This is a genomic window from Bosea sp. 685, assembly GCF_031884435.1.
GTDB lineage: Bacteria > Pseudomonadota > Alphaproteobacteria > Rhizobiales > Beijerinckiaceae > Allobosea.
The window spans coordinates 4,981,176-5,003,345 of sequence record NZ_CP134779.1 but is presented as its reverse complement, the minus strand read 5'-3'; the positions used below and the strand labels follow the sequence as shown (position 1 = coordinate 5,003,345).

19 protein-coding genes are annotated in these 22,170 nt (G+C 65.5%); 8 read left to right on the top strand and 11 right to left on the bottom strand.

Going from position 1 to position 22,170, the window contains the following annotated elements; translation table 11 throughout:
* Positions 1-83: 83 nt before the first annotated feature.
* Positions 84-530, bottom strand: coding sequence for an SRPBCC family protein (locus tag RMR04_RS24560; RefSeq protein WP_311911097.1), 447 nt, complete (start codon positions 528-530; stop codon positions 84-86).
* Between the two features lie 218 nt (positions 531-748).
* Here RMR04_RS24560 and RMR04_RS24555 point away from each other — a divergent pair, with 218 nt between their 5' ends.
* The gene (locus RMR04_RS24555) at positions 749-1,378 is read left to right on the top strand and encodes a S24 family peptidase (protein ID WP_311911096.1); all 630 of its coding nucleotides are present in this window, start codon (positions 749-751) and stop codon (positions 1,376-1,378) included.
* 42 nt (positions 1,379-1,420) lie between these two features.
* Here the strand turns inward: RMR04_RS24555 and RMR04_RS24550 are convergent, their stop codons facing one another.
* The 4 genes from RMR04_RS24550 to RMR04_RS24535 form a co-directional block, all read right to left on the bottom strand.
* Entirely contained in the window at positions 1,421-2,878 is a 1,458-nt protein-coding gene (locus RMR04_RS24550) for a sensor histidine kinase (RefSeq protein ID WP_311911095.1), read from the bottom strand.
* Between the two features lie 11 nt (positions 2,879-2,889).
* Positions 2,890-4,389: a dihydrolipoyl dehydrogenase family protein gene (locus tag RMR04_RS24545; RefSeq protein ID WP_311911094.1), complete on the bottom strand. Its 1,500-nt coding sequence runs from the start codon at positions 4,387-4,389 to the stop codon at positions 2,890-2,892.
* Positions 4,390-4,540: 151 nt separating this feature from the next.
* The gene (locus RMR04_RS24540; RefSeq protein ID WP_311911093.1) at positions 4,541-6,850 is read right to left on the bottom strand and encodes a putative bifunctional diguanylate cyclase/phosphodiesterase; all 2,310 of its coding nucleotides are present in this window, start codon (positions 6,848-6,850) and stop codon (positions 4,541-4,543) included.
* 182 nt (positions 6,851-7,032) lie between these two features.
* Positions 7,033-7,995 (bottom strand): enoyl-CoA hydratase-related protein, encoded by a 963-nt coding sequence (locus RMR04_RS24535; protein ID WP_311911092.1) that lies wholly within the window; start codon positions 7,993-7,995, stop codon positions 7,033-7,035.
* Positions 7,996-8,761: 766 nt separating this feature from the next.
* On the opposite strand from RMR04_RS24535, the gene murA reads away from it, so the two are divergent.
* Genes murA through RMR04_RS24510 form a run of 5 tightly spaced genes read left to right on the top strand, consistent with a single transcriptional unit; the run spans position 8,762 to position 12,818 of the window.
* Positions 8,762-10,051, top strand: coding sequence for a UDP-N-acetylglucosamine 1-carboxyvinyltransferase (murA, locus tag RMR04_RS24530; protein WP_311911091.1), 1,290 nt, complete (start codon positions 8,762-8,764; stop codon positions 10,049-10,051).
* Positions 10,052-10,082: 31 nt separating this feature from the next.
* Entirely contained in the window at positions 10,083-10,529 is a 447-nt protein-coding gene (locus RMR04_RS24525) for a DUF2948 family protein (RefSeq protein ID WP_311911090.1), read from the top strand.
* A gap of 33 nt (positions 10,530-10,562) precedes the next feature.
* Positions 10,563-11,855 carry a histidinol dehydrogenase gene (gene hisD / locus RMR04_RS24520; RefSeq protein WP_311911089.1) on the top strand — a complete coding sequence of 431 codons (1,293 nt, stop codon included), beginning with the start codon at positions 10,563-10,565 and terminating at the stop codon, positions 11,853-11,855.
* Positions 11,856-11,892: 37 nt separating this feature from the next.
* Positions 11,893-12,366: a UPF0262 family protein gene (locus tag RMR04_RS24515; protein WP_311911088.1), complete on the top strand. Its 474-nt coding sequence runs from the start codon at positions 11,893-11,895 to the stop codon at positions 12,364-12,366.
* A gap of 47 nt (positions 12,367-12,413) precedes the next feature.
* The gene (locus RMR04_RS24510; RefSeq protein WP_311911087.1) at positions 12,414-12,818 is read left to right on the top strand and encodes an arsenate-mycothiol transferase ArsC; all 405 of its coding nucleotides are present in this window, start codon (positions 12,414-12,416) and stop codon (positions 12,816-12,818) included.
* Between the two features lie 15 nt (positions 12,819-12,833).
* Here RMR04_RS24510 and RMR04_RS24505 read toward each other — a convergent pair whose 3' ends face one another.
* Together RMR04_RS24505 and RMR04_RS24500 are read right to left on the bottom strand one after the other, a co-directional pair.
* Positions 12,834-14,552 (bottom strand): pilus assembly protein TadG-related protein, encoded by a 1,719-nt coding sequence (locus tag RMR04_RS24505; protein ID WP_311911086.1) that lies wholly within the window; start codon positions 14,550-14,552, stop codon positions 12,834-12,836.
* A gap of 38 nt (positions 14,553-14,590) precedes the next feature.
* The gene (locus RMR04_RS24500) at positions 14,591-15,019 is read right to left on the bottom strand and encodes a TadE/TadG family type IV pilus assembly protein (RefSeq protein ID WP_311911085.1); all 429 of its coding nucleotides are present in this window, start codon (positions 15,017-15,019) and stop codon (positions 14,591-14,593) included.
* Between the two features lie 191 nt (positions 15,020-15,210).
* Between RMR04_RS24500 and RMR04_RS24495 the strand changes: the two genes are divergently transcribed.
* Entirely contained in the window at positions 15,211-15,588 is a 378-nt protein-coding gene (locus RMR04_RS24495; RefSeq protein WP_311911084.1) for a hypothetical protein, read from the top strand.
* Positions 15,585-17,042: a methyl-accepting chemotaxis protein gene (locus RMR04_RS24490; protein WP_311911083.1), complete on the top strand. Its 1,458-nt coding sequence runs from the start codon at positions 15,585-15,587 to the stop codon at positions 17,040-17,042. The genes RMR04_RS24495 and RMR04_RS24490 overlap by 4 nt, the downstream gene beginning before the upstream one ends.
* 3 nt (positions 17,043-17,045) lie before the next feature.
* On the opposite strand, the gene RMR04_RS24485 is transcribed toward RMR04_RS24490, so the two are convergent.
* From RMR04_RS24485 to RMR04_RS24470, 4 genes are read right to left on the bottom strand one after another with little or no spacing between them, the layout of a single operon-like run.
* Positions 17,046-18,263, bottom strand: a complete 1,218-nt coding sequence (locus RMR04_RS24485; RefSeq protein ID WP_311911082.1) for a phosphopentomutase — start codon at positions 18,261-18,263, stop codon at positions 17,046-17,048.
* A 2-nt stretch (positions 18,264-18,265) separates the two neighbouring features.
* Positions 18,266-19,924, bottom strand: a complete 1,659-nt coding sequence (locus RMR04_RS24480; protein WP_311911081.1) for an ABC transporter ATP-binding protein — start codon at positions 19,922-19,924, stop codon at positions 18,266-18,268.
* Entirely contained in the window at positions 19,893-21,068 is a 1,176-nt protein-coding gene (locus RMR04_RS24475; protein ID WP_311911080.1) for an ABC transporter permease, read from the bottom strand. Before RMR04_RS24475 ends, RMR04_RS24480 begins: the two co-directional genes overlap by 32 nt.
* A gap of 4 nt (positions 21,069-21,072) precedes the next feature.
* The gene (locus tag RMR04_RS24470) at positions 21,073-22,170 is read right to left on the bottom strand and encodes a microcin C ABC transporter permease YejB (RefSeq protein ID WP_311911079.1); all 1,098 of its coding nucleotides are present in this window, start codon (positions 22,168-22,170) and stop codon (positions 21,073-21,075) included.

The following is a 22,170-nucleotide window of genomic DNA, read 5'->3' as shown; positions in this document are numbered from 1 at the left end:
ATGGCCCCGGTCGTCATGGCGTGCAGATGCGATAGCCCTTCGCATGGGTGCAGGGCAATCATGGGGTCATGGCTGGCAGCCTTCTAGACAGATTTTCTGGCGTTCATGAAACGGCGGAGCGCCGTCAGCCATTGAGCGAAGCCCTCTTTCTCGAAATGGCTCGTCCAGCGATCGTGGTCGTGCTCAGCGCAGTCGAAGGTGGCCGACCATTCGACGAAAGCCGCGCCGGTTTCGACGACGGGCGTGACCCGGATCGTCGCTGTGTAATTGCGCACGGGAAAGGGGACGGGGTCGCAAAATCCGTATGTATAGGAGCGCTCGACATCGGAATGGGCGAGCAATATCTGGCGTATGATCGTCTCGCCCATGGTGACGCGGCGAATGGCCGAAACCTGATCGGGAGCCTTGTCCTTTTCGATGATTGTCTCGCTCTCCACGCCGGCCCAGGCGTAATGGTCGAACGGTCGAATGACCGCCCAGACGTCATCGGCGGCGTTGTCGAGCACGATGCTGAAATAGGATTTTGCCATGGCTTACCTCGCTGTCGGTTTCGTTTCCCTCCCCCAGTGCTGACTTGTTAGGCGCGGCACATTCGCGGAGACACCCGATTCCCGCAGCTGAGCCTTCTGCCCGCCTTCGGTCGATTCGTTCAAAAAGTCGCACAAGTCAGATTGAAGTCTTATGCGATAGGGGATATTTCCTATTTTGCCCGTAGCCTAACGGCGACATCAGGAACGAGGTCTCCGCGGTGCTGTCCCATGAGCAGATCTGGAGCGCCATCGATGCGCTCGCCCAGCGCTATGGCTTCACGGCCTCGGGGCTGGCCCGCAAGGCCGGCCTCGACGCGACCACCTTCAATCGCTCCAAGCGCCTCGGGCCCGATGGCCGCGAACGCTGGCCCTCGACTGAATCGATCGCCAAGATCCTGGCCGCGACCGGCGCCTCGCTCGATGAATTCATCAGCGTGGTGACGCGGCGGGGGCCGGCACCCTCGCGTACCATTCCCCTGATCGGCTTCGCCCAGGCGGGCTCGGGCGGCTTCTTCGATGATGACGGCCTTCCCGCCGGCGCCGGCTGGGAGGAGGTCGCCTTTCCCGGCGTCACTGACGAGAAGGCCTATGCGCTGGAGATCGCCGGCGATTCGATGCTGCCGCTCTATCGCGACGGCGACACCATCATCGTCTCGCCGACCGCGACGGTGCGGCGTGGCGACCGCGTCGTGGTCAAGACGGTCGAGGGCGAGGTCCTGGCCAAGCAGCTCAGGCGCCAGACCGCCAAAACCGTCGAGCTCGCCTCGCTCAACCCCGAGCATCCCGACCGGGTGCTGGGTCTGAGCGAGATCGCTTTCATGGCGCGGGTGATCTGGGCGAGCCAGTAGCCCTCGTCGTGGCGCTTGCAATGGGAGCGACTGCCGCCGACCTCAATTTCCGTTCTGCCGGCGCGCCGGCAGCGTGACCTTGAACACCGCCCCCGTCTCCGAGGGCTCGAGCTCGATCATGCCGCCATGCAGCCTGACGAGCTCGGCGGCGATGGCGAGGCCAAGTCCGGTCCCGCCTGGCGTGACCGAGCCGCGAAAGGCCTGGAACAGGTTGGCCTTCGCCCGCTGGGGCACGCCGGGGCCGTTATCGGTGACGCGCAAGAGCACTGAGCCGTCGAGCTGCTGCGCCTTGACCATCAGCACGGGCTGGCCTTCGTTCTCGGCCCGCTCCTGCGCCAACGCCTGCACGGAGTTCCGCATCAGGTTGAGCAGGACGCGCGCCATCTGGTCGGGATCGCAGCGCGCGATCAGCTCGGCTGGAACGTCGTTGACGAAACCGAGCTGCTTGTTCTCGGGCAGGCCGAGCATCTCCGCCTGCTCGGCGACGAGCTGGCGCAGCGCGATCTCGCGCAGCAGCGGCGTCGCCTCCGCCGCGCGGCCATAGGCCAACGTCGCCTGGCAGAATTCGATCGCCCGGCCGAGCGTCGCGATCAGGCGCGGCGCGAAGCGCCGGATCTTGGCGTCGCGGGTGTCGACCAGCCGGTCGGACATTAGCTGCGCCGAAGCCAGCATGTTGCGCAGGTCGTGGTTGACCTTGCTGACGGCCAGTCCGAGCTCGGCGAGATGCTTCTTGGTGCGCAATTCGCCGGCCAGCGTCATCTGCATGCGCGCCAGCGCCCGTTCGGCCTCGCCGATCTCGTCGGCGCGCTGCGACGGTTCGATGATCCGGTGCGGATTCTCCGGGTCGGCCTCGAACTCCATGACATTGGCGGCGAGCTGGCGGATCGGCCCGACGATCATCCAGTTCAGCGCGAGATAGACCAGCCCCGCCGTCAGGATGGAGATCAGCAGCGAGATCAGCAGGATGTTGCCGGAAAAGACCAGCATCGCGCGCCGCAGCGGCGCCTCGTCGATGACGATCTCGACGAAGTCGGCCCCGCCCATGGCCTGGCCGATGACGCGGATCGGCATGTCGTGCGGCGGGGCCACCAGAATCTCGACCGCCTCCTTGAGCGCAGTCATCCAGCTCGCGTCCCGCAGATCGACCTTGCGGGCGACCGTGGGCGGAATCGAATCGAGACTGAGCAGGCGGCGTGCCCCACCAACGCGGGCGGCGATGGCGCGCGCGCCGACGCCCATCAGCAGCCGGGCCTCGCTCTCTTCGGGCAGGCGTTCATTGGGGGCGCCTTCCAGCACCAGCACCGCGACCTGGGCCGCGGCGAGCCGGTCGTTCAGCCAGTTGCGCCGGAAGTTCGCGACCGACGGCAAATAGATCAGAATTTCCGCCAGCATCACGAACAGCACGGTCAAAAGCAGCAGCTTGGCCGAGAGGCCGAGCCGCGTCAGGCCGCGCGGCAGGCTGACCGAGAGTTGCGTCGCGTCGAGATCAGGTTGCTGCATTGAATGGGAGCTTAGCCGAAACGGCGGAGAAAGCCGATGAGCCGCCGGATTCCCGGCTTTGCCGCCAGCGGCGCGTAGAACGACATCGCCGCCCGCTTCGAGGCCTCGGAGAAGGTCGGATAGGGCAAGGCGAGCCCCGCCATGTCCTGGACCGTCAGGCCCTTCCGCACGGCCAAGCACCAGGGCGCGATCAGCTCGCCAGCGCCCGCGCCGACGATGGTGGCGCCGAGGACGCGGCCCCGTCGGTCGGCGACGAGCTTCACGAAACCATCGGTCTCGTGCTCGGCCTGGGCGCGGTCGTTCTCGGCATACGGCCAGCGCAGGATGGTGATCGAACTGCTGCGTTTGCGCGCCTCGGCCTCGGACAGGCCGACGCTGGCGAGCTCCGGATGGCAATAGGTCACGCGCAGGATCGCCGTTGCGTTGGTCCTGACCGGGAGGCGGAACAAGGCATTGCGCAAGACGAGTCCAGCCTGGTCATGCGCGGCATGGTCTTGCGCGACATGGGTGGAGTGCAGCCCGCCGGCTGCCCCGCTGGCACAGTCGCCGATCGCGAAGACGCGGCGGTTGCCGGTGCGCAGCCCCTTGTCGACGATCACGCCCCCGGCGTCGCTGGTGATGCCGGCAAGTTCGAGGTCGAGCGCCTCGATATTGGGCGTGCGCCCCGTCGCGACCAGGAGATGCGTACCGTCGAGCTTTTGGTCGGCCTCACCATCGGGGCCTGCCAGCACCAGCCTGACGCCGCCCTTGACCGTCTCTGCGCGCAGCACCCTGGCCTTCTCGTGCAGTGTTATGCCGTCGCGCAGCAGCGCGCGGCGCAAGATCAGCACGGCCTCCGGATCGGCATGGGGCAGAAGGTCCCCGGCTGCGACGAGGCTGACCGTGCTGCCGAGCCGAGCCATGGCCTGCGCGAGTTCGACACCGGTCGACCCGGCGCCGAGAACCAGCAGGCGCTCGGGCCGGCGCGTCAGTGAAAACAGGCTCTCGCTGGTCAGGAACGGGACCGCGTCGAGCCCGGGAAGCAGCGGGGCGGACGGCCGCGAGCCGGTCGCGATCACGAAACGTCGCGCCTTGATCGGCTGGTTGCCGGCCATGACCGTGCTGCGGCTGATGAAGCGCGCCTCGCTTTTGATCACATGGATGCCGAGCGCACCGAGACGCTCCGCCGAATCATTGCGGGCGGTCGCGGCAACGACGCGCTGAACATGGTCGTGGACCCGCGCGTAGTTCACGAGTTCGTCGTTCACTTGCGGCTCACCGGCTGAGATACCGAAGCGCCCGGCCTGCTGGACGGCCCGCGCCCGCGCGCCCGCGGCACCGAGCGCCCTGGCCGATATGCTGCCGGCATTCTGATGGCCGTCGCCCATGCCGCCGGGCTCGACGAGGACGACAGGAACGCCGAATGCAGCCGCGGCCGTGGCGAGCGACACTCCGGCTGCACCCGCCCCGATCACGCAGATATCCGGCGTCAGCGGCGCAGGTTTCGGCGCTGTTGCTGTGGTCTCGCTCACGCCGCTCCTCCCGATCCGCTCAATCATCTCGCGCGCGGACGGTTCCGTCCAAATGCGACGTGATCGATTCTAAAAATTCAGAGCATTGCTGATGCGTCGCGAGACCGCCGGAATCAAGGCCGCGCAACCCGCAAGAGCGTCAGAGCGGAATTCAGGCGATCTTGCGGCCCTTGTCAGGGCAGAACGTCGAGAGTGGCTCGGGCCGGCCGAAGAGATAGCCCTGGGCCCGCTGGGCGCCGAGCAATTGCACGGCGATGCGCTGCTGCTCGGTCTCGATGCCCTCGACCACGACATTCATCGAGAGCCGGCGCGCGAGCTGGCAGACCGCCTCGATGATCGCCTTCGAGGCCTCGTTGGTGTGGACGTTGCGGGTGAAGCTCTGGTCGATCTTCACCTGCGCGAAGGGGTAGGTCGAGAGATAGGCGAGCGAGGAATAGCCGGTGCCGAAATCGTCGAGCGCGAAGCGCACGCCGAGCGCCCTGAGCTCGTCGATGACGGCAAGCGTGCTCTTATTGTCCTCGATCAGCAGCGATTCCGTCACCTCCAGCGTCAGCCGGTGCGAGCCGAGATGGGAGGTGATCAGCGCGTCCTTCACCGTTTCGACGATGCGGCGCGGTTCGCGGAACTGCAGCGGCGAGATGTTGACGGAGACGCCGATCTCGTTGCCCCACTGCGCTGCATCCTTGCAGGCCTGCCGGATCGCCCAGTTCCCCATCGCCGCGATCAGGCCGGATTGCTCGGCGATCGGAATGAACACGCCGGGCGGGATCATGCCGCGCGTCGGGTGGTGCCAGCGCATCAGCGCCTCGCGCGTCACGATCTCATGCGTCTTCAGGTCGATGATCGGCTGGTAATAGAGTTCGAGCGCGCCATCGTCGCAGGCCTTGCGCAGATCGACCTCGATCTCGTGCCGGTCGAGCATCTCCTCCGCCATGGCCGGGTTGAAGAAGGTCAGTGTGTTGCGGCCGGCGGCCTTGGCCTTGTAGAGCGCGGTGTCGGCGTGCCGCAGCAGATCCACCGGCGTCGCGCCATCATGGGGTGCCATGGCAATGCCGACGCTAGCCGTGACGTAGACGGTCTTGGTGTCGAGGTGGAAGACCTTGGACATCGCGTCGATCATGCGCTGGGCGATATTGGTGACGACGGCGTGGCTGGCCGAGGGCAGGATCAGCAGGAATTCGTCGCCGCCGAAGCGGGCGAGCAGGTCGCCGCCGCGAATGGTGCTCTTCAGCCGGTTCGCGGTTTCGCTCAGCACGCGATCGCCGATATCGTGGCCGAGATTGTCGTTGACCTGCTTGAAGCCGTCCAGATCGACATAGAGCAGCGCGAAGGCCTCGCCGGTCCGCTCCAGCCGGCCGAAGGCCTCGGTGATGTGGTTGTTGAACTCGAAGCGGTTTGCGAGCCCGGTCAACTCGTCGAAGCGCGCCATCTGCTCGATGCGCGCCTCGGTCGCCTTCCGCTCGGTCGCGTCCTCGGTCAGCATCAGCACGCCGCCCTCGGCTGCCGGCGCGATGGTGATGACGAGCACGCGACCGCCCCGGGTCTGGAGCTCGCGGGTCATCGTCTGCTGCATGTCCTGCACCGCGACGAGCGCGCCCCTGACGTCGCGCACCTGCTCGGCGTCGATGATCTGGCGTTCGATCAGGAAACGGGCGATCGCGGTCAACGGCGTGCCCGGCAGCGCGAGCGTTTCGGGAATGCCGTAGAGCGCGCGATAGGGCGCGTTGCTGACCGCGAGCTTCAGATCGCGGTCGAACATCGCCAGCCCGTGGATCATGGTGTTGAGGGCGGCATCCAGGGTCAGATTCTGCGAATGCAGCGCCGAGGCCAGGGCTTTCGACTGCTTGGTCGCGTCGCTCAGCGCGAGCAGGTTGCGATGCAGCGAGTTGGTGATCGCGATATTGGCCGCGACATACAGAAAGGCGAAATAGCCGATATACTGATAATAGACATTATGGGCCTGGATCAGGCCGACGGCCATCGGAATGCAGAAGGTCAGGATCTGCACCGCGACGAATTTCGGCCGCCCGGCATTGCGCGAGACATAGCCCGAGGCGAGCGCGATCGTCGAAGCGACCGAGGTGATATGCGCTGCCGCGTCGTCGGTCAGAGCCAGCGCGGCATAGCAGCTATAGCCAAGGACGGCGCTGAAGGCGGTGGCGCCGAAGAAATACTCGCGATCCCAGCGCCGCGTTGCGCGCAGGCTGTCCTCGGAATGGTCCTGCCGACGATAGGAGATCACCGTCATCAATCGCAGCGAGACGATCAGCGCGACCAGAACGGTCAGATTCAGGAACAGGTGCTTGTCGCTCGAGAGCCAGCACAGATAGGGCGTCAGGATGCCGGCGATCCCGCCGGGGACAATCGAGGCCGGCGACGAGAAGAGCGAGCTGACGAGCAGGCGGTAGCCGGGCAGGTCGAAGTCCTTGCCCGGAACGAAGTCCTTGCCCGGATCGCTCAAGCCGCCATCCGCTGATCGCCTGAGGGCTTCCGCCATCGCTCCCGCCCTTTACGGCGACAAGCGGAGATTGCGCATCTCTCGCCACAAGTCGCTCCGTTTAAATGCTTTATGGCGGCAGAAGTAAATGTTTGGTGTGGGCGTTCTCCGAATTCGGAGGGGCCGCATACGGCCTTAATAAGGCCTTAGCGGCCGCTCGAAGCGTTTGCTGCAACCGCAGGTGGGCGCTGATAGACGCGGGCGAGCATGCGGTCCTGGGTCTGCGCGATGCGTTGCAACTTCGAGATCGCGCTGGGGTTCAGCCGCAGCATGCAGTTGGTCCAGATTTCCCCGAGGTGCTCCAGCTCCTCCTTCAGATCGCCGGCGCGGCGGTTGAAGGCAGAGAACAGGGCGGTCTTGGCGGCATGCATGGGCAAGGAATCGGCGGCGTATTTGCGGATCCAGCTCTCGCCCGTTCCCGTCGGGACGACGGCTTCGAGGCCGCCCGCCGCCATGAAATCGCGGGCGCTGAGCTCCTCGCCGGAGAGCAGCATCTGCTCGGCGGCGCGCGGTCCCATGCGGCGCGACAGGATCGCGACCGCCGTGATCGGGAAATGGTTGAACTTGATTTCGGGGTAGACGAACGAGGCCTGCTCCTCGGCGATCATGATGTTGCAGGAGCGCGGCGCGTCGATGCCGCCGCCGATCGCCTTGGCGTGAATGGTCGAGAGCGTGACCACGAGGCCGTTCAGGCCGCTGGCGTTCCAGACCGCGCCCTCGATCGAGAGCCGTGCATATTCGGCCAGCGCCGCGCGATCATTCTTGGCCAGGCAGTCGAGATAGAAGTCCAGATCGCCGCCGAGCGTGAAGAACGGGCCCGTTCCGCGGAAAGCGAGAAAGCGGATCGGAGCGCGGTGATATTGGTCCGGCGCACCCCATAGCGCGAAGATCGCGCGCTGAATCTTGCCCAGGCTGTCAAGCAGCTGAAGCGTGAAAACCGGCTTCAGCTCCGGCCGGATCGTCACCCACAAGGTCAGGATGTCGGGTTCGTAGTCGATCTGCACCTCGGGCAGGAAGCCGGCCTGATGCCGGATGGCGTCGATGACGTCGCAGCTGTCGAGAGTCGTCGCGGAACCAGTCTTCGGAACTGACGAAAGAGACTGGAACATGCCGCTGACCTCCCGGTTGCCGCGCATCGAGAACGCCCGGTCAAGGTAGTTGAAGTTAAGAAACTGTAAACGGGATCCCGTCGAAATGGTTAATTTCGTTAAGCTTTATTCCGTATCGTCAACTCGGACCCGGTGTCGTGACCAAGGCCTTGAACGATGTGGAACAGATCCCGATCGTGTCCTCGCCTTGAGCAAATCATGTGCTGCCGGGCGCGCTCGCTGCGCGAAGGAAAGATTCGGGCGCGAGTTCCCGCTGGGGCGGAACAATCGTTCTCGCAGCTTGCCGATCGCGGCGGATCATGTCCTTTTCAGAGGCCGTGTCGTCCCACGCGAAGCCCGATGCGAGGCGAAGGGATGCCGGGATGAGCCGCTGTGGCACGCAAGACCTGTCGCGAAACGGGACAAGGCCGGCAGTGGGCGCGTCTTGCCGGGCTTACGTCTTGCCGCGCGGTCACCCGCTTGTTCAAAACCACAACCAGAGCTAACGATGCGCCGCGAATTCGCCGTGATCCGAGCGTTGAAACGTTGATGCCGAGTTGATGCCGTGAACCGCCCACCATCCGCAGAAGACGAGAAGAGAGCGCGCCTTGCCGCCGCTCTCCGCGAGAACCTGAAGCGCCGCAAGGCTCAGGCTCGCGCTCGCCGCACGGATGAAGCGAAAACGCAGGAACCGGTATCGCAAGCCCAGGCCGAAACCTCCCGGTCCTGATTCTCAAATTCATGCGCCGCCCGGCGTTTCGCGGCGGCAGGCCAGCAGGTCATCACGATGGACAAGATCCGCATTACCGGCGGCCAGCGCCTCAATGGCACGATCCAGATCTCGGGTGCGAAGAACGCCGCCCTCCCGCTGATGATCGCGAGCCTGTTGACGGACGAGACCTTGACGCTGGTCAATGTGCCGCGCCTCTCCGACGTCACGGCGCTGTCGCGCATCCTGTCCAATCAGGGGGTCGATCGCACAGTCGCGGGCAAGCGTATCGGCCAGTCGGCCGAAAGCGGCCAGACCGTCTCGCTGACGGCTCGCCAGATCACCGATACCTGCGCGCCCTATGAACTGGTCTCGACCATGCGGGCGAGCTTCTGGGTCATCGCTCCGATCCTGGCGCGCATGGGTGAGGCCAAGGTTTCGCTGCCCGGCGGCTGCGCCATCGGCACGCGCCCCGTCGATCTGCTGCTGATGGCGCTGGAGAAACTCGGCGCACAGATCACCATCGAGAATGGCTACGCCCTGGCGCGGGCGCCCAAGGGCCTGAAGGGCGCCGAGATCAACTTCCCGAAGGTTACGGTCGGCGGCACCCATACCGCCCTGATGGCTGCCGTGCTGGCCGATGGCACGACGGTCATCGAGAATGCCGCGCGCGAGCCGGAGGTGACCGACCTTGCCGCCTGCCTCGTCAAGATGGGCGCCAAGATCGAGGGGGCCGGCACCTCGCGTATCGTCGTCACCGGCGTCGCCCGCCTTGGCGGTGCCCACCACGCGGTCCTGCCCGACCGTATCGAGACCGGGACCTATGCCATGGCCGTCGCGATGACGGGTGGCGACGTGCTGCTTGAAGGCGCACGGCCCGACCTGCTGCAATCGGCGCTCGATGTCCTGACCAAGGCGGGTGTCGACATCAGCTCGACCAATGAGGGTATCCGCGTGCGCCGCAACGGCCAGGCGCTGAACGCCGTCGATATCGACACCGATCCCTTCCCTGGTTTCCCGACGGATCTCCAGGCGCAGTTCATGGCGCTGATGACGCGGGCCAAGGGCACTTCGCGCATTCGCGAGACCATCTTCGAGAACCGCTTCATGCATGTGCAGGAACTGGCGCGGCTGGGCGCCAAGATCAGGCTCGACGGCGATGCCGCCTATGTCGAGGGCGTCGCCAAGCTCACCGGCGCACCGGTGATGGCGACGGATCTGCGCGCCTCGGTCTCGCTCGTCATCGGCGGGCTTGCCGCCGAAGGCGACACCACGATCAACCGCGTCTACCATCTCGACCGCGGTTTCGAGGCGCTCGAGGCGAAGCTGACCCGTTGCGGCGCCGAGGTCGAACGCATCAGCAGTTGACGTTGCCGCGCGGCCTCGCCAGAACATCGCGATGCCGATTGACGCCGCAGACCCGCTGAAGCTGATCGCACTCGACGCTGACGATCTGGCGATCCTGTCCGCTCATCTCCAGGATGCTGTCCTGAAGGTGGCGGATATCGCTTATCTTCCGGGCGAAAAGCGTTTCGCGCTCGCGGCGCGCCGGTTCGACTGGGCGGGCGCGCAGGCCAGGCAGCGCCGGCGGCGTCTCGCCGCGCTGCATTTCGAGCGGGTCACCGCGGTCCGCAGCACCGGGATCGACACAGCTGCCCCGGGCACCGTCCTGAACCTGCTGGCAATCACCTTCGACGAGCGCGACGGCCCGACCGGAGACGTCACCTTGCACTTCTCGGACGGCGCCGCGATCCGGCTCGGCGTCGAATGCATCGAAGCTCAGATGAAGGACCTTGGCCCGGTCTGGGAAGCGGTCGCGACGCCCGACCATCCCAACGGCGCCTGACCTCTTCCACGCCATAGCTCTTAAGGTTTTGCGATGCCGATCAGGCTCGACGACAGGGATGCACGCTTCGAGCAGGATTTCCAGAACCTGCTGGGCGCCAAGCGCGAGGTCTCGGAGGAGGTCGACCGCGTCGTCGCCGACATCATCGCCGAGGTCCGCGCCCAGGGCGATGCAGCGCTCATCGCCTATACCAGCCGCTTCGACGGGCTCGACCTGACGCCACAGACCCTGCGCGTCTCCGAGGCGGAGATCGATGCCGCCGTCAAAGCCAGCCCGCCCGAGCAGCTCGTGGCGCTGGAAACGGCACGCGCACGGATCGAGGCCTATCATCTGCGCCAGAAGCCGCAGGATGCCTGGTTCACCGACGAGGCCGGGGTCGCAAGCGGTTGGCGCTGGAGCGCGATCGAGGCGGTCGGCCTCTATGTGCCGGGCGGCACGGCGAGCTACCCGTCCTCGGTGCTGATGAACGCCGTTCCGGCCAAGGTCGCCGGTGTCGACCGGGTGGTGATGGTTGCGCCGACCCCGCGCGGCGAAACCAACCCGCTGGTGCTGGCCGCGGCGCGGCTTGCCGGCGTCGACGAGGTCTATCGCATCGGCGGCGCGCAGGCTGTGGCCGCGCTCGCCTATGGCACGGCGATGATCGCCCCGGTCTCAAAGATCGTCGGGCCTGGCAACGCCTATGTCGCCGCCGCCAAGCGGCGCGTCTTCGGCCAGGTCGGTATCGACATGATCGCCGGTCCCTCCGAGGTGCTGGTCATCGCGGACGGTTCGGCAAATCCCGACTGGATCGCCGCCGACCTGCTGGCCCAGGCCGAGCACGACGTCTCGGCCCAGTCGATCCTGATGACGGACGATGCCGGTTTGGCCGGCGAGGTCGAGAAGGCGGTTATCGCGCAGCTCGCGACGCTGCCGCGCGCCGAGATCGCCGGCAAGAGCTGGGCTGATTACGGCGCGATCCTGCTGGTCGCAGATCTTGAGGCCGCGATCCCGCTGGTCGACCGGCTCGCGCCCGAGCATCTCGAGATCATGACGGCCGAGCCCGAAGGCCTGGCGGCCAGGATCCGCAATGCGGGCGCGATCTTTATCGGTGGTCATACGCCCGAGGCCATCGGCGACTATGTCGGCGGGCCCAACCATGTCCTGCCGACGGCGCGTTCGGCCCGGTTTTCCTCCGGGCTCGGAGTGCTCGATTTCATGAAGCGAACCTCGCTGCTGCAATGCGGGCCTGAGGCGCTGCGCGCGCTCGCGCCGGCCGCCGTCCGGCTTGCCGAAGCGGAGGGCTTGCAGGCGCATGGTCGTTCCGTGACGATCAGATTGAATCTGTGAGCCTGCTCTAGCGCCGTCCGGTTCGATCGGAGACAGCATGTCGGAGTCGAAATGCCTGATCGGCGTCACGCTCGACGAAGCCTCGCTCGGGCGTGGCTCGCCGGATCAGGAGCATGAGCGAGCGGTCGCGATCTACGATCTGATCGAGCGCAATCGCTTCGCGCTTCCCGGCCATGATGGCGGGCCCTATCTGGCGCATCTGGCGCTGGTCGAGCGCCGGCTGGTCTTCGACATCAGGCAGGCCGACGGCGTTCCCGTCGTCGCGCATCATCTCTCGCTGACGCCGCTGCGCCGTATCATCAAGGACTATGCGATGGTGTGCGAGAGCTATTACGCTGCCATCCGCACCGCCACGCCGTCGCAAATCGAATCGATCGATATGGGCCGGCGCGGCCTTCACGACGAGGCGGCGCACATCCTGGTGGACCGCCTCGCGAGCAAGGTCGAGATCGATTTCGATACGGCGCGGCGGCTCTTCACCCTGATCTATGCCCTGCACTGGAAGGGCTGAGGAGGGTGGAGCCGGCCGCCCCGCGCAAGGTTCAAAGCGTGCTGTTCATGTGCGCGCAAAACGCGGTGCGCTCGCCCATGGCCGAGGCGATGGCCAAGCATTTTTTCGGCAAGTCGATCTATGTCCAGTCGGCCGGAGCCAGACGGGGCGAGGTCGACGGCTTCATGCTCACGGTTCTCGACGAGATCGGCATCGACGCGCACAAGCACAAGCCGAAATCGGTCGAGGAGCTGGAAGAGTGGGAGGGGTTGAATTTCGACCTGATCGTCTCGCTCTCGCCGGAAGCCCACCACAAGGCGCTCGACCTGACGCGCACGGTCGCTGCCGATGTCGAATACTGGCCGACGATCGACCCCACCGTCGTGCAGGGCTCACGCGAGCAGGTGCTGGAGGCCTATCGCGAGGTGCGCGACGGCTTGATGCAGCGCATCAAGCACAGGTTGAGGGCTTGACCTGCCGCTTCGGCTTCAGCGCACCAGCAGGGAGCCGCCGCAGCGCACACCGGTGACCCAGCTATCGGCCTGGCCGAGGCCGATGCCGAGCGTCCCGAGCAGCCCGGTGAGCAACTGGTCGATCGGGGTCGCCGCGGCCGCGACGATGCTGCCGACGAGGTTGCCGACGCCGCCGAGGTCCAACCCCAGCCCCAGCAAGTCGACACGAAGGTCCAGGCTGTTGAAGAGATTCGACAGCAGGCTCGCGATGAAATCCTGCGTCGAAGTCGTGCGTTTGTCGCCGCGCAGGATCTCCGGATAGGTGAAGTTCACCGGGGTCTCAGCCAGGTTCGTCATGGTAACATGTGCCCGCAAGGTCACCTTGAGGAGCCCGGCGACGTTCAGGACCACGGCGGCGGGAGGGTTCGGGCTCGCGCTGAAGTTGTTGAAATCCGCCAGCGAGACCTGCCCGATCCAGGCATCGACCACGGCCGGTGTGACGCCGAGCGTGACGCGGGAGGTGGTGACGTCTCCCGGGGTGCACTGGACGCTCGTGAGCTTCGCCGTCGCGGAGGCGAGTTCGAGATAGAGCGGCAGGTTCACCAGTGAGGCTTGTCCGCTGCCGACGAGGTTGATCGTCAGCAGCAGGCGGGTCTGGGCGGTGTGGACGGTTGCGCCAGCGCGTCCGACACTGACGAGGGTCGTGCCCACCGGCCGCTCGCCGATGGCAAGCTTGAGCGTGACAGACGCCAGGCCGGGGATATTGATGGATAGCCCCGTGTCGATCTGGCGCGTGCCATTTGAGATCTGGGCGACCGCCGAGACCAGGTCTAGCGCCGTAAGCGAAGCCACGATCGGCCCCGGCAGCGACAGCGCTGTCTGGCCGGCGGGGCCAAACGAGATGAGCTTGGTCAGGTCGACGCGCTGCGCCGAGCTGGACGTCGTCGTGGCCAGCTGCGAGAGCGCATTGTTCGCCGTTACGCTGCTGGTGCTGTTGTCGCGCGCAGCCTGCTGAGCGGCGTATAGCACGTCGCCGAGTTTCACATTCGCCTTCAGCACGTCGTCATAGGTCACGGCCGACAGGTTGGCGCGCAACGCCAGGTATTTGGCGAATGTGAACAGGTCGATCCGCGCCTGCGCCAGCCCGTTATAGTCCATCACGGAAAGGGAGACGCTGCTGCCCAGGAGCGAACTGAGCAGGCTGTTCAGGAGACCGCCGTCCAGCTGTGCCAGCCTTGAGCCGACCGCGAAGGCCGCCTGCGCATCCTGCACCGCGATGGCGCTGCTGCCGATCGGCACGTCGCCATTCGAGAAGCTCGCCAGCGTCGTGCTGGCTTGAGCCGTGCTTGGCGAACTGGTCGCCGCGAAAACGCGGCCGAGCAACATCTGCGTCACTCCGCGCATCTCGACCTTGACGGCGTTAGCTGTCGTCGCCGTGCTGGGCGTGAAGCGGCTGTTGACCGGTATGGTCGCGTCGGCGTTGTAGATGCCGGTCTGCACGGTCTGGACGGTCGTGGCAGCGTAGCCGTTGCTGCCGGCGGTAGCCTGCGCGGCAGCCTTGGCGCGCGGCAGATCCGCCGCGGCTGCAAGCGCTGCGAGATCGTTGGCTGTCTGCTGCCGCCGCTTCTCATAGAAGAAGCTGCCGACATCGACCGCCATCGCCCCAAAACCGAAAAGGACGAAGATCCCGGCGGCGAAGAGCAGGGCCGCGCCGCCGCGCTCGTTCTTGGCAAAAGCTTTGAAGCTGCGATTCATCACGGCCTCCTGCGAGGGGCGAGAGCAAAGATTTGAGTTCAGTAGCCGCCGCGCTGGATGACGGCTCGACGTACAACCGTGGGTGGTGGTAGCGAAACAAGCGAGGCGAGGCTCTGGAAGAGCGTTCCGGACATGTCGTAGGCGACCGCGACAGAGAAGGTCTGCTGCGGCGCGCCGCTCTGGGCTGTCGTCACGGTCACCTTGGTCGGATCGATGAAAGCGTAGGAGGACGCGTTCGCCGTGACGAAAGCACGCGCGATCTGGTCACGTTCGGTGTCTGTTACGCCGGAAACGGAGGCGCGTGCGGCTTCGGAAGCGACTTGCTGGATGCCGTGATAAATGCCCAGAACATAGCCATAGCCGATTATTCCGAAGATCATCAGAAGGAGCACAGGCGCGATCATCGCGAATTCGACTGCGCTCGTGGCGACTTCGTTCCGACGGAACCGGTTTGCTGAGGTCCACATGGGATGCACCTTCCGGTATTTAAATACTATCTACAGTTGTAATCTTCAACCTCTTAAAAACAGTAAACGGCAGCGCTAAAAATCATCACGGTTAGGCCTCGCCTTCATCTTTAAGTAAAACTTTACGGGAGTGGCCCCAGTTCATCCGGAAACGCACAGAAACCTTGGCGCCCCGGAGAAACCTACATCCCATGACATCGGGAAGCCTGATCGGAGCCTCCGCCAATAGCGGGCGGGTTGCGGCCCTGCGAGATGGCTGCATCGTGGTGCTGACTCTGATGGCTGTCAGCCTCGCTGCCGTGCTCAGCTTGCCTCAGGCCTCGATCGGCCGGGCCGTGCCGCAGGCGATCATCTTCCCACCATGGATGCCGCAGCAGGACGCGATGGCGCGAAGCCTCGCGGCCGGGCATCGCGTCCTGCGCGGTGGCATTTCACCTTTCATCGTGATCGCGGCCGCTGCCGAAGCCGAAGCCGAGACCGTCAGGCCGCGAGGCGCCTTGCTCATGCTGGCGCTTGACGGACTCGCCGGCTGCCTCGATTCCCGCGCGTCTGTGGAACCATTCCTATGATCTGGACCTTGACGGGCATTCGCGCCGCCGTCGCCCGCGTGCTGCTGGGGCTCGCATTCCTGCACGTGCCGATCCTGGCGCTGAGCATCTGGTTCCGCGGCGGAGACATCCTGCTGCCGGCGTCCTGTGCCTTCCTGCTGGCTATGGGCGCCTTGCTGCTCTACCTGCGCTGCGGCGTCGCCATCGTCACGCAGCTCGTCATTGCGCTCGTGCTGATCGGCCAGGTCTCGATGCTGGTCTATAGCTTCGCCGGCCATCCCTGGCAGCCCGATACGCATATGTACTATTTCGCGGTCCTGGCCTTGCTCGCTGGCTTCTGCGACTGGCGTCCCATCGTGATGGGCGCCGCTTTGACAGCGCTCCACCACCTCGCCCTGCAATACATCCTGCCGTCCGCCGTGTTCTATCAGGGTGGCAGCCTCCTGCGCGTGCTGTTGCACGCCGTGATCGTCATCATCGAAACCGCGTTCCTGGCGGCACTTGCCGTGATCCTGGGGCGGATGTTCGCGACCAATGAAAACAGCCTGCAGCGCGCCAACGAGATCGCTGAGCGCGAGCGGATGGCGGGCGAACGCGAAAAGCGCCAGGCTGGCGAGCTCGGGCGGCGCGCGGAGGCGCTGCGCGAGATCGTCCAGAGCTTCCGCTCCCAGATGGAGCGGGCCATGGCGGTACTCGATCGCGCGGCCGAGACCATGCAGGGCGGGTCGCGCGAACTGACCGGCACGTCGGATCAGGCGCGCCAGCAGATGGCGTTGGTCTCTGAGGCTGCGGATGCGACGACGCGCGGCATCGATCAGCTTGCCAATGCGAGCGGTCAGCTCGCGGAATCGATCGGTGAGATCGGCCGAAACGTCTCGCATTCCGCCGACGGTTCCAAGAACGCAGCCGATCTCGCCCGCCGCGCCAGCGATGAGATCGAGGAGCTTGCCCGCAACAGCGAGAATGTCGGCGCTGTCGTCGAGATCATTCGCGGCATCGCGGCGCAGACCAGCATGCTGGCGCTGAATGCCACGATCGAGGCGGCGCGTGCCGGCGAGATGGGGCGTGGCTTCGCGGTTGTCGCCAGCGAGGTGAAGACATTGTCGGCGCAGACCGCTCGCGCCACTGACGAAGTCTCAGGCCAGATCCATGCGATGCAGATCGCCTCGCAGCGCTCGCTCAAGGCCATCCGCGATATCGTTGGCGCAATGGGTGAGGTCGAGAAAGTGGCTGAGGCGATCGCGGTTGCGGTCCATGAGCAGGATCGGGCGACCGCGGAGATCGCGCGCCAGGTCCAGCTTTCGTTCGAGGGCGCCAGGCGCGGTGTCGGTGTCGTCGGCAATTTCGAGCTGATGACGGTGCGCTCGCATGATGCGGCGGAGCAATTGCAGGAGGCGGCCGATGCGCTTGCCGCGCAGGCGCACAGCATCCGCCATGAGGTCGCGGCGTTCTGTACTCTGGTCGCGGCGGCCTGAACGCTACCAGGGGCGGCCCGGCCCCACCACGCCGATATCGAGCCAGGTTCCCAGCAACGCCGCGATGTCGGCGAAACTTTCGCGTCTGCCGATCGAACCCGCAGCCACGTCAGGCCCGAAGGCGAGAATCGGCGTGTGCTCGCGCGTATGGTCAGTGCCGGGCCAGGTCGGATCATTGCCATGATCGGCGGTGATCATGGCGATATCGCCTGGTCTCAGCCTGGCCTCCAGGCGCGGCAGTGCCGCGTCGAAGGCTTCCAGCGCGGCGGCATAGCCGGGTATGTCGCGGCGGTGGCCGTATTCGCTGTCGAAGTCGACGAGGTTGACGAAGCAGAAGCCGCCATCGGGCAGGCGCTCCAGCGCCGCCAGCGCGGCCTCGAACATCGCGGCATTGCCGAAAGGCTTGATCTCTTCGCCGGTCGCGCGATGGGCGAAGATGTCGCCGATCTTGCCGACGGTGATGACCGTGCGCCCCTGTGCCGCCAGCCGGTCGAGCAGGGTCTCGTCAGGCGGCGGAATGGCGAAATCCTTGCGGTTCCCGGTGCGCTTGAAGCCGTCCTCGGCCGTCCCCAGGAAGGGCCTTGCGATCACGCGGCCGATCTTCAGCGGGTCGACGAGAAGCCGCGTCTTGCGGCAGAGTTCGTAAAGCCGCTCCAGCCCGAACAGCTCCTCGTGAGCTGCGATCTGGAGCACGGAGTCGACCGAGGTGTAGCAGATCGGCTTGCCGGTCCTGATGTGCTCCGCGCCGAGCTCGTCGATGATCGCGGTGCCGGACGCATGCTTGTTGCCGAGAATGCCGGGCAGGGCGCCTTGCTCGACCATCGCGGCGACCAGCTCAGGCGGGAAGGAATTCTCCAGCGCGGTGAAATAGCCCCATTGGAACGGCACGGGGCAGCCGGCGATCTCCCAATGGCCGGACGGCGTATCCTTGCCCTGGCTGATCTCGACGCCGTAGCCGTATTGGCCTTCGGGAGCGACGGGTTTGACGATGCCGGCGAGCGGCTGGCCAGTGGAGGCTTCGCAGGCATGGGCGAGGCCGAGGCGCACCAGATTGGGCAGCTTGAGCGGCCCCTTGCGCAGGCCCGCGCGATCGCCCCTGCCATCGCTGCAGGCTTGCGCGATATGCCCCAGCGTGTCGGCGCCCTCGTCGCCGTAGAGATGCGCATCCCGCGCTCCGCCGCAGCCGACGGAATCGAGCACGATCAGGATGGCGCGAGCCATGCTTAGTCCTTCACGGCGGCGACGCCGACAGGTTCGAGGTTAAGCGCTGCTGCGAGCAGGGCCTGGGTATAGGCCTCGCGTGGCCGGGCGAAGATCTCCTCGGCCGGCCCCTCCTCGACAACCCGGCCGTTTTGCATCACCACGACCCGGTGCGAGAGCGCCCGCACCACCTTGAGGTCATGGCTGATGAAGAGATAGCCAAGCTTGCGCCTGGCCTGGAGGTCGCGCAGCAATTCGACGATCTGCGCCTGAACCGACATGTCGAGCGCCGAGGTCGGCTCATCCAGCACGACGAATTTAGGGTCGAGCGCCATGGCACGTGCGATTGCGATGCGCTGGCGCTGGCCGCCGGAGAATTCATGCGGGTAGCGATCCATCGCGCTTGGATCGAGCCCGACATCGTCGAGGGCCCGGGCGACGATCTCACGGCGCTGGGCATAGCTCAGCCCGCTCTGCTGCACGGTCAGGCCCTCGGCGACGATCTCGGCCACCGACATGCGCGGCGAGAGCGAGCCGTAAGGATCCTGGAAGACGACCTGGAGATCCCCACGTTTGGGCCGGACGGCGGCGCTGGCGAGCCCGTCAATACGGTCGCCGAGGAAGACGATCGGCCCCTCCGACGAGATCAAGCGCAGGATGGCGAGGCCGAGCGTCGTCTTGCCGGAGCCGGATTCGCCGACGACGCCGAGCGTCTCGCCCTCGCGCACCTTGATCGCGATGCCGTCGACCGCCTTCACATGGCCGGTGGTGCGGCGCAGGAAACCGGATTTGATCGGGAACCAGATCTTCATCGGTCCGGCTTCGAGCAGTGTGGCGGCACCCTCCGGGACGGGCGCCGGGCGACCCTTCGGCTCGGCTGCGAGCAGCCGCCTGGTGTAGTCGTGCTGGGGATTGCCGAAGATCTCGCCGACTGGCCCCTGTTCGACGATCTGGCCCTTGAGCATGACGCAGACCCGGTCGGCGATGCGCCGGACGATGCCGAGATCATGGGTGATGAACAGCATCGCCATGCCGAGCCGGCCCTGAAGCTCCTTCAACAGCTTGAGGATCTGGGCCTGCACGGTGACGTCGAGTGCCGTCGTGGGCTCGTCGGCGATCAGCAGTTCGGGTTCGTTGGCGAGTGCCATCGCGATCATCACGCGCTGGCGCTGTCCGCCCGAAAGCTGGTGGGGATAGGCCTCCAATCGACTTTCCGCATCGCGGATGCCGACCAGCGCCAGGAGTTCGAGCGTGCGGGCGCGCGCCTTGTCGCCGCGCAGGCCTTTGTGCAGCTCGAGGATTTCGCCGATCTGCCGCTGGATCGTGTGCAGCGGGTTGAGCGAGGTCATCGGCTCCTGGAACACCATGGTGATGTCGTTGCCGCGCACCTTGCGCATCGCATCCTCATCGGCCGCGATCAGATCCTGGCCGTTGAACATCACCTTGCCGGAGGGATGGTACGCCGAGGGGTAGTTCAAGAGCTTCAGGATCGAGAGCGCCGAGACCGATTTGCCCGAGCCCGACTCGCCGACGATGGCGAGCGTCTCGCCCTTGGCGATCTGGAAGGAGATGCGGTCGACGGCAACAGTCTCGCGCCCGCCCTGGCGGAAGGCGACGGAGAGATCCTGGACGGAGAGGAGGGGGAGTTGTTCACGCGAACGTCTTCCTCGGGTCGAACGCATCCCTGACCGCTTCGCCGATGAAGATCAGCAGCGACAGCATCAGCGCGATCACGACGAAGCCGGAGAGGCCGAGCCAGGGCGCCTGCAGGTTCGATTTCCCCTGCGCCAGCAATTCACCGAGCGAAGGCGAGCCGGGCGGCAGGCCAAAGCCAAGGAAGTCGAGCGAGGTCAAGGTGGTGATCGAACCGTTCAGGATGAAGGGCAGGAAGGTCAGGGTCGCGACCATCGCATTGGGCAAGAGGTGCTTGACCATGATGGCGCGGTTGGAGAGGCCGAGCGCGCGCGCCGCGCGGACATATTCGAAATTGCGCGCCCGCAGGAACTCGGCCCGCACCACGCCGACGAGCGCGACCCATGAGAACAGCAGGAGGATGCCGAGCAAAACGAAGAAGCTCGGCGTGATGATCGCCGCCACGATGATCAGCAGATAGAGCGCCGGGATCGAGGTCCAGATTTCGATGATGCGCTGGAAGATCAGGTCGGTCCAGCCGCCGAAATAACCCTGGATGGCACCGGCCGCGATGCCGATCACGGAGGAAATCGAGGACAGGATCAACCCGAACAGGATCGAGATGCGGAAGCCGTAGATCAATCGCGCGATGACGTCGCGGCCCTGGTCGTCGGTGCCGAGCCAGTTCCATTCGAGGTCGCGGCAGCCCGTGCCGCCGCTGCGCTGCGCGATGACGCGGCATTGCTCGTCCTTGAGCAGCCAGGTCGGCGGCGCGGGCGCGGGCACCGGCAGATCGAGGTTATGCGTGCGGTAGCTGTAGCGGATCAGCGGCCAGACAGCGTAGCCGTTGGCCGTGATCTCCTTGGCGATCACCGGGTCGCGATAGTCCGTCGTGGCCAGGAAGCCGCCGAACTTCTCTTCAGGGTAATTCACCGCGACCGGGAACAGCCATTCGCCCTTGTAGCGCACGAGCAAGGGCCGGTCGTTGGCGATGAACTCTGCAAAGAGCGAGAGCGTAAACAGTGCAAGGAAGATCCAGAGCGACCACCAGCCGCGCTTGTTGGCCTTGAAGTTGTTCAGTCGGCGCCGGTTGATCGGCGAGAGCTTGAGCCAGCCCTGGCTTGCCTCCAGCGGGGCCAGCGGCGCATGGCTGCGCAAGGCTGGCGGGGGCGCGTCGATCAGCGTGTCGCTCATCGCCTCAGGCCTCCCGCGTCTCGAAATCGATGCGGGGGTCGACCCAAGTATAGGTCAGGTCGGTGATGAGGTGCACGACAAGGCCGATCAGCGAGAAGATGTAGAGATTGGCGAAGACGACCGGGTAGTCGCGGTTGACGATCGCCTCGAAGGACAAGAGCCCCAAGCCGTCGAGCGAGAAGATCGTCTCGATCAGCAATGAGCCGGCGAAGAGCGCATGCACGAAGGCGCCGGGAAAGCCGGCGATCACGATCAGCATGGCATTGCGGAAGACATGACCGTAGAGCACGCCGCGCTCGGACAGACCCTTCATTCGGGCGGTCAGGACGTATTGCTTCCGGATCTCGTCGAGGAAGGAGTTCTTGGTCAGAAGGGTCGAGGTGGCAAAGGCACCCAGCGCCATCGCGGTGACGGGCAGGGCGATGTGCCAGAGATAGTCGATGGTCTTGCCGAGCAGGCTGAGCTGCGCCCAGTTCTCCGAATGGAGCCCGCGCAGCGGAAAGATCTGCCAGAACGAGCCGCCGGCGAAGAGCACGATCAGCAGGATCGCAAAGAGGAATCCTGGGATGGCATAGCCCACGATCACGACCGCGCTGGTCCAGGTGTCGAAACGCGAACCGTCCTTCACCGCCTTGCGGATGCCGAGCGGGATCGAGATCGCATAGGACAGAAGCGTCATCCACAGGCCGAGCGAGATCGAGACCGGTAGCTTCTCCTTGATCAATTGCAGCACCGGCGCATCGCGGAAATAGCTGCGTCCGAAATCGAAGCGGATGTAGTCGCCCAGCATCTTGAGGAAGCGCTCATGCGCCGGCTTGTCGAAGCCGAACTGCTTTTCGAGCTCCTTGATGAAGGCGGGGTCGAGCCCCTGCGCGCCGCGATAGGCGGAATTCGAATCGCCGCCCAATTGCGCGCCTGCATCGCCGCCCTGGCCGCCGCCGACGCGATCCGACGCGCTCCCGGCCGCCGGATTCTGCAATTGCGCGATCACGCGCTCGACCGGCCCGCCGGGGGCGAACTGCACGATGATGAAGGAGATCAGCAGGATGCCGAACAGCGTCGGCACCATCAAGGCGATACGTCTCGCGATATAGCTCAGCAT

Excerpts from the sequence above, each read along its gene's own strand:
- RMR04_RS24525 (WP_311911090.1), top strand. The coding sequence starts at position 10,083 with ATGCCGATTGACGCCGCAGACCCGCTGAAGCTGATCGCACTCGACGCT.
- RMR04_RS24470 (WP_311911079.1), bottom strand. The coding sequence starts at position 22,170 with ATGCTGAGCTATATCGCGAGACGTATCGCCTTGATGGTGCCGACGCTG.
- RMR04_RS24515 (WP_311911088.1), top strand. The coding sequence starts at position 11,893 with ATGTCGGAGTCGAAATGCCTGATCGGCGTCACGCTCGACGAAGCCTCG.
- RMR04_RS24505 (WP_311911086.1), bottom strand. The coding sequence starts at position 14,552 with ATGAATCGCAGCTTCAAAGCTTTTGCCAAGAACGAGCGCGGCGGCGCG.
- RMR04_RS24480 (WP_311911081.1), bottom strand. The coding sequence starts at position 19,924 with ATGCGTTCGACCCGAGGAAGACGTTCGCGTGAACAACTCCCCCTCCTC.
- RMR04_RS24485 (WP_311911082.1), bottom strand. The coding sequence starts at position 18,263 with ATGGCTCGCGCCATCCTGATCGTGCTCGATTCCGTCGGCTGCGGCGGA.
- RMR04_RS24535 (WP_311911092.1), bottom strand. The coding sequence starts at position 7,995 with ATGTTCCAGTCTCTTTCGTCAGTTCCGAAGACTGGTTCCGCGACGACT.
- RMR04_RS24510 (WP_311911087.1), top strand. The coding sequence starts at position 12,414 with ATGTGCGCGCAAAACGCGGTGCGCTCGCCCATGGCCGAGGCGATGGCC.
- RMR04_RS24550 (WP_311911095.1), bottom strand. The coding sequence starts at position 2,878 with ATGCAGCAACCTGATCTCGACGCGACGCAACTCTCGGTCAGCCTGCCG.
- RMR04_RS24475 (WP_311911080.1), bottom strand. The coding sequence starts at position 21,068 with ATGAGCGACACGCTGATCGACGCGCCCCCGCCAGCCTTGCGCAGCCAT.
- RMR04_RS24560 (WP_311911097.1), bottom strand. The coding sequence starts at position 530 with ATGGCAAAATCCTATTTCAGCATCGTGCTCGACAACGCCGCCGATGAC.
- RMR04_RS24500 (WP_311911085.1), bottom strand. The coding sequence starts at position 15,019 with ATGTGGACCTCAGCAAACCGGTTCCGTCGGAACGAAGTCGCCACGAGC.
- RMR04_RS24495 (WP_311911084.1), top strand. The coding sequence starts at position 15,211 with ATGACATCGGGAAGCCTGATCGGAGCCTCCGCCAATAGCGGGCGGGTT.
- murA (WP_311911091.1), top strand. The coding sequence starts at position 8,762 with ATGGACAAGATCCGCATTACCGGCGGCCAGCGCCTCAATGGCACGATC.
- RMR04_RS24490 (WP_311911083.1), top strand. The coding sequence starts at position 15,585 with ATGATCTGGACCTTGACGGGCATTCGCGCCGCCGTCGCCCGCGTGCTG.
- hisD (WP_311911089.1), top strand. The coding sequence starts at position 10,563 with ATGCCGATCAGGCTCGACGACAGGGATGCACGCTTCGAGCAGGATTTC.